This window comes from Chthoniobacter sp. (assembly GCF_040003245.1).
Classification (GTDB): domain Bacteria; phylum Verrucomicrobiota; class Verrucomicrobiia; order Chthoniobacterales; family Chthoniobacteraceae; genus Chthoniobacter.
Map to the genome: position 1 here is coordinate 1 of NZ_JBDUCX010000325.1, position 6,335 is coordinate 6,335.

Annotated in this window: 2 protein-coding genes, 11 tRNA genes and 1 pseudogene; 13 read left to right on the top strand and 1 reads right to left on the bottom strand. The window is 60.1% G+C overall.

The genetic code is table 11. From position 1 onward, the window contains the following. Positions 1–155: 155 nt before the first annotated feature. From ABJF10_RS28370 to ABJF10_RS28395, 6 genes are all read left to right on the top strand, one after another. A tRNA-Ile gene (locus tag ABJF10_RS28370) sits at positions 156–231 on the top strand. An 8-nt stretch (positions 232–239) separates the two neighbouring features. After that, positions 240–314: transfer RNA gene (locus ABJF10_RS28375), tRNA-Ala, on the top strand. 138 nt (positions 315–452) lie between these two features. After that, positions 453–526: transfer RNA gene (locus tag ABJF10_RS28380), tRNA-Arg, on the top strand. A gap of 10 nt (positions 527–536) precedes the next feature. Beyond that, a tRNA-Pro gene (locus ABJF10_RS28385) sits at positions 537–611 on the top strand. Positions 612–1,185: 574 nt separating this feature from the next. Next, positions 1,186–1,272: transfer RNA gene (locus ABJF10_RS28390), tRNA-Lys, on the top strand. An 82-nt stretch (positions 1,273–1,354) separates the two neighbouring features. Continuing rightward, positions 1,355–1,428 (top strand) — tRNA-Val (locus tag ABJF10_RS28395). A gap of 35 nt (positions 1,429–1,463) precedes the next feature. On the opposite strand, the gene ABJF10_RS28400 is transcribed toward ABJF10_RS28395, so the two are convergent. Further along, on the bottom strand, positions 1,464–3,236 hold the full coding sequence (locus ABJF10_RS28400) for a hypothetical protein (protein WP_348547987.1): 1,773 nt from the start codon (positions 3,234–3,236) through the stop codon (positions 1,464–1,466). A gap of 10 nt (positions 3,237–3,246) precedes the next feature. On the opposite strand from ABJF10_RS28400, the gene ABJF10_RS28405 reads away from it, so the two are divergent. The 7 genes and pseudogenes from ABJF10_RS28405 to ABJF10_RS28435 all read left to right on the top strand — a co-directional run. Next, positions 3,247–3,322 (top strand) — tRNA-Arg (locus ABJF10_RS28405). A gap of 733 nt (positions 3,323–4,055) precedes the next feature. Then, positions 4,056–4,132 (top strand) — tRNA-Leu (locus ABJF10_RS28410). Positions 4,133–4,164: 32 nt separating this feature from the next. Continuing rightward, positions 4,165–4,236 (top strand) — tRNA-Leu (locus ABJF10_RS28415). A 14-nt stretch (positions 4,237–4,250) separates the two neighbouring features. Next, positions 4,251–4,323, top strand: a tRNA-Leu gene (locus ABJF10_RS28420). Positions 4,324–4,340: 17 nt separating this feature from the next. Continuing rightward, a tRNA-Leu gene (locus ABJF10_RS28425) sits at positions 4,341–4,418 on the top strand. A gap of 140 nt (positions 4,419–4,558) precedes the next feature. Then, positions 4,559–5,536 (top strand): sialate O-acetylesterase, encoded by a 978-nt coding sequence (locus ABJF10_RS28430; protein WP_348547988.1) that lies wholly within the window; start codon positions 4,559–4,561, stop codon positions 5,534–5,536. Between the two features lie 43 nt (positions 5,537–5,579). Further along, positions 5,580–6,335 (top strand): annotated as a pseudogene (locus ABJF10_RS28435) (hypothetical protein); the annotation flags it as partial.

Below are 6,335 nucleotides of genomic sequence, written 5' to 3' on the forward strand. Positions count from 1 at the left end.
CACACAGATGCACCCGCGCCGCTCATTCGGCCCGGTCCACTTGGACCGAGGCTTTCCCATATCCACACGACGGGCGCCAGCTAGCGCAGCCCGGTCTCCAAAACCTCGCCTCTTCGGGGCAGCACCGAAACGTCGTGCCACCTTCTATTTCCAATCGCGGGGTCGCCAAGTGGGAAGGCAGCAGCCTCATAAGCTGTTTATGAGCGGGTTCGATTCCCGCCCCCGCCACCAATTTTTCTGGGCCGCTCGATCATTCAGTAGGTCACCCGCCTCGCAAGCGGGCGAGCACGGTGCAAAGCCGTGGCGGTCCACCATTTCAATCATCAATTTCGGGTTGGTAGCCGCGTAAAGATCGCGAGCCGTTTGTAAAACGGATGTCCAGCCGGACCAGCGTCGGAGCATTACCGACACAACCCACCACCTTATTTGGCCTGTTAGCCGCCACCCATTCTGTTCCTGTAGTGAAGTAGAATCACACATCTCTGCGAAGGATGAGCCCCGAGTGCGACTCTCGGCAGGAACACCACCTTCCCAATCGGGACGTAGCCTAAAAGTGAGGCGCTTGCCTTGGGAGCAAGATCAAGCAGGAGCGTTACCTGTCGTCCCGACCATTTCCCATACCGTCGAATGCACGGAGTGTGCAGTCTGCTTGTTAAGCAGTTTGAGCTTGGTGCGACTCCAAGCGGCGGTGCCACTTTTCATGGTGCCTGTGATGTAACAGCAGCATTTTTCCCTGTGAAGGAGACCGCGCGAGGGCGGCACTCGCCAGGCACCCCATCCCGTCGTTGAACGCAAACAGCATTGCGCCCGATTTTTCACATCGGAACAAGTGGGGGCGGCACCCACCAGCGACGCCACTTTCTCCCATTGGCCTTTGGAGTAACCAGAAACTCGTCGCTCTCTGAAAGCGAAGTTCACCGGGCGGTTCGGTGGAGGCCAGCCATTCTCCCTTCCTTAGCTCAAAAGCAGAGCACGCGACCGATAATCGCGCGACGCTGGCGCGCTACCAGCAGGAAGGACCATTCCCGCTGCTTAGCTCATGCAGTAGAGCACCCGCCTGAAGAGTGGAACAACCGGATGCGAATGCCGGAGCAGCGACCACGCGCCACTAGCACAAAAGTAATGCACTTCGCTTCCCACGAAGACAAGTCGGGGCAGTACCGACGCGGCGCTCCCTTTTTCCATGAATCGGCGGCTACTGCCAGCATGTAGCAACCGTCTTTTAAACGGTCTCCGCAAGGAACGCGGGTGCAACTCCCGCCCGATTCTCCATCGCCTCCGAAGCGTAGATAGCGACGCGCGGATTTCGTAAATCCGGGAGCAGAGCGCACATCTCTGCGGAGGCTCCACTTTCGGGGGATTAGCTCAAAAGCAGAGCGACCGGCCTACACCCGGCAGACGAGGGCGCGATACCTTCATCCCCTACCATTTTAACAAAGCATCGTGGCTCAACGCGCAGAGTATCAGAATCGACTCGTCGTCCGCGAGGGCAGGTGGAATTGCCAGGCCACACTGCCGTCGAGAGGCAGCACCCAGAAATCCGGGCCGGTTACTTCGTTTTTCACAATCCACTCGGGCGCGCCGACAAGACGGGTCCGCACCGTGCCTTTCTCCGCATCGGCCGTGAGCTCCCAACGCAGGTGAGGCAGAACCACCGAGTCGCGAGACTCCACGGGGCGCCCGGCGGCCAGCCGGGCCCGCGCGTCGCGGATGAGTTCGGTCTGTTCGCGCAGGAGCAGCGTGGCATGGATGCGCAACGCAGCGCGTGTGATATTGAATTCCATCACGCTCGGGTGCGCTTCGGATACGACTTCGTGCAGGCTCTCTCCGAGATCAGGCAACGAGAGCGTCGCTGGCGATTTCCGAATCACCGCCTGTTCTGCGCCGTTGAGCGCCGCGAGAGCGCATTGCCGCCGGACCCAAGGTCGTGCCAGGGCTTGCCGCGCCCATTTTGGAAGGCATCTGATCTGAAAATGAGCCGTCGGTTCGTTTTCGACAAACTGATCGGGAAACCTCAGGCAAAGCCAGCCCTCGAGTTGCAGCCTCTTGAGAAGCTCGGCGCGCAAACTGATCGCGTCCTGGGCGATGGATTGCAGACCATCTTCCTCCGCGGGCAGGCGGACTTTTTTCGCCGAGAGCAGCGAGTCCACCGCGACGTCGAGCATCAGCGAAACGAGCGTCGGATTTTGCCGGAGGCCTTCGCGCAAGTGCAACCCTGCCGCGAGCGCCCGCGCCGCACCTTCCTGGTCGCCTACGGAAAGGCGCCGCACGGCTTCGGCCGCGGTGATTTGAGAAAACTGACGAATCGCGAGGAAGTTCGGAACATTGATCGACCATCCGTCGCGTGGATCGCTCGCCCAAGCCGGAGGGGCGGCTGCCAGAATACGGCGATAGTCCGCTTCGAGCACGGGCCCCAGCGGTTCGAACCCAGCGACCGATTTTGGAGGCAGTTCGAAATCGTCGGAAGGAGGCAAAATGGCCGATTGAATATCGATCGCCCTCTTAATGGCCTGCTCGACCTCCTCTGATCGCGTGATCACAGGTTCGCGTTCCGCGGCGCGTGTCCCTTCCTTGTAAAAGTGCGACCCCACTCGCTCACGGAACACCTGCCGAACGACCTCGGAACCGTCATTTTCCCGGCCGAGAACGAATGTTTTCTCGAGTTCCATCATCGGCAGCCCGATTTCCGTCCAGCGCGCCTCCGCCTGCGCGGCGAAGGAATGGGTCCCGGCTTCGTAACTCCACAGAAATACCCCGCTGGAAAAGGCGATCGTGGCGGCGACCGCGGTCGCTTCGCCGATCGTGCGCCACGTCAGCAGGGATCGCATTCCCACCGGCAGCCATAGCGCAGTGCAACCGGCCAGCCCGAAACCGAGGAGCAGGTTCCGCCACTCACTCGGGTGCGATTCGGCACGCCCCTGCGCGATGACCAGCAAGGTGGCCCAACCCGAAATCGTCAAAGCCCAAAACGCGACGCGCCAGGCCCAGCGGACCGGCAACTTAGCCGCGGTCTTGGCTGTAAGCCAAACGGCGAGCGACGGCAGCACGAACAACCCACCGATGGTGAGCGGTTGAGTCATGTCCGCGTCCCAGGCCGTGGCGAGCAGCCACGCGAGGCTGCCGAGCAAGAGCCAGAGGGGAAGGGCACGAAACAGGGCTTTCATCCCCGGAATGACCAGCAATTCGCGGGCCGCATTCCCGGCTTTGGCCTCCCCGGCAAGCTCCTGCGAAGTCACTTCATGCCATGCTCCCGTAGCTCAGCAGATAGAGCGGCCGGCTTCGAACAGGCGGGTCGTGGGTGCAATTCCTACCGGGAGCGCCATTTCAACAACCAACCCATACCATGCTCAATACCCAAGATCTGGCGGATCGCCAGGTGATCGCTGCCGTTCGCGAATATCACGCCCTGTGTCGGAGGCGTTACACGATCATCAAACTAGAAAAGCCCATCCAGCGCGGTTGGCGGCGCTTTTATGCCGTCGCCGAACACGCGGCGACCCGGCCGGATCGACCGGTGCTCGAGGCCATTCTCGGGGTCATCGGCAGCGAGGTGATTTGTAAAAATCCGGATTTCCGCCAACGGCGCGGCCGGCACCGGAAACTCGTCGAGGTCGAACAGTCATTACGTCCCATCTCCGGCCACATCTGGGATAGCAGATATTTGCCAGACAAGTGGTTTGGTTACTTTCGACGGGAACTCCTCCTCGAGCGAAATCTTCATTGGCAACCCTACTGGGTTTTCAAGCAGCCATCGCTCGTCGAACTCCGAGTGGAGCGCAATTGCTTGTGGCATTTTCGCGAAGTCGATCCTGCGATCGAGACACGATTGAGCGAACTGGAGCGTTGGCTGAACGCGCACCGAGGCCGGCAGCGCTACGATTGGCTCAAGGGGCGGAGCCGGCATTGGATTATGGGTGAATCGAAAAAGCAGCGAAGCCTGCAACGAGTGCATCGGCAGGAGATCGCCCGTGCTTACGACGATTTCCCGGAGGTTGATCCGAATGTGTCCCCGCGGCGCATTCGGCTCAGCCCCCGACGGACCATTTCCAATATTTCCCGGCGTAGCCCAACTAGCAGAGGCACTCCGCTCAGAACGGAGCCAGTGCGGGTGCGAGTCCTGCCGCCGGGACCACTTTCCCAATCTCCCTCGCTCATACGGTGAGAGCTCCCGTAGCCCAATGCAGAGGCAGCGGATTTAAACCCCGCCCAGTGTCGGTGCAACTCCGGCCGGGAGCATCTCGCCATCGAGAACCCGTGTAGTCCAACAGCAGAGACATCCGCTTCAAAAGCGGACCAGTGCGAGTGCGAATCCCGCCACGGGTATCATTTCCATCCACAAAGGTCGCGTAGCCCAACCTGGCAGAGGCACGGCGTCGAGAGCGCCGCGAGTGCTGGTTCGAATCCAGCCGCGACTACCATTTCATTCAAATTCAAACTTTTGACGGCGAAGTATGCGCAGCAGTCACTTCGCGACGATTGAGAGTCGGCGCATTTATCTCCCAATGTCCCGGCCTTCTGTGCAATTCATATCCCCGTCTTTCAAGATAAGACGTCCCCCATGAAACATCTACTCACCCTCATTGCGGTTTGTTCACTGGCCTCATTTGCCTCCGCTGCGCCGCCGCCGGTGAAGGTCTTCATCCTCGCCGGGCAATCGAACATGGAAGGCCAGGGCTTCATCGCGGCCGATCCGAAGCGCAACGGGGGCAAAGGCAGCCTCGAATACCTGGTCAAGGACGCCGCGACCGCCGCCCACTTTAAACAGTTGGTGGATGGGCAAGGTCACTGGCGCTCGCGCGACGATGTCTGGATTACCTATCTCGACCGCATGGGACCACTCACGGTCGGATACGGTGTAAACAAGGAGCGCATCGGGCCGGAACTGGGCTTCGGCTGGGTGATGGGCGATGCAACGGAGGCGCCCGTGCTCTTGATCAAGTGCGCGTGGGGCGGGAAGAGTTTGGCGGTGGATTTCCGCCCGCCAGGTGCCGGGAAACTTCCTTATGAGTTGGGAAAAAACGAACAGGAAGCTATCGCCCAAGACCCCGATATCGTCGGCAAATACTATCGCGAAACGGTGTCACGCACCAAGGCCACGCTGGCCCATATCAAGCAATTCGTGCCGGGTAGCGACGGCCGATACGAACTCGTCGGCTTTGGCTGGCATCAAGGTTGGAACGATCGAATCAACGAAAAGTTCAACGCCGAATACGAGAGCAACATGGTGCAGTTCATCAAGGATATGCGCAACGATCTCGGCGCGCCGGCGCTGCCATTCGTCATCGCCGAGACCGGCATGGGTGGCCTCGCTGAGAATCATCCGCGCGCTTTGTCGTTGATGAAGGCGCAGGCCGCCGCAGCGGAGCATCCGGAGTTCAAAGGCAATGTCGCCTTTGTCGGCACGCGCGCTTTCTGGCGTGGCGAAGAGCAGTCGCCCAGTAACCAAGGCTACCATTGGAATACGAATGCGGAGACGTATTACCTCATTGGTGAAGCAATGGGTGAGGCAATGAAGAAGCTCATGAAACACCCGTAGCTTCCGAGGTCACGAGATGTTCGTCAGGTCGTTCCCCCTTCCCATGAAATTGAACACCACTTTCCTCGCCGCCCTGGCGATTGCTCTGCCGGGCGCGGCCTTCTCCGCGGAGGTCACCAAGGCGGAAATGGCGGGTTACCTCCTTGTGTCATCGGAGAAAGTGCCCGATGCCTTCAACGCCGGGTTCTCGCTCTACGCCGCGGCCTGGCCGCTTTTGCAGCAGTATCCGGGGCATCGTTTCCAGACAGGCCTTTTCGGCACATGGATGCATGCGCAGTATGATGGCAAGCCGCCCGCCGATCTTTATTCCGATATCGAAGGCGGGCTGGGCTGGTGGCGCGATACACGTTTTCCCACCGAGACCCCGAAATTCATCATGGGCGGCGTGGCCGTGAATTTCAAAGAGATCGCCAACGGCCCCGCGCATGGTCGCGGCACGTGGGATAAACCTCAGGGCCTTTACGGTGTGGCTCAGTTGAGCCCCTGGCTGCTTTTTCCGATCGATGGCTTGAACCTTAAGCAGGGCACCTGTGGTGAGCTCTTCGGCTACGGCTATCTGCCACTGCCCTTGATCGAGCCCAAGCCCACCACCGGCGGCAAGAATGTCGCCACGGGTGACAACTGCTGGACCCTTTTCCTCGGCACCAAAAACTTCAAAGGCCCGGTGTGTTTCTTCACGCCATACTTCTGGTCGCATTCGGCCGAACTGAATCCGGATCATGCCGGCCTGCTGCTGGACTCGCGTCCCTCGGCTCCGAACAAGCCTTTCCAGATGGAGACTCAATATGTGCCAGCGGCG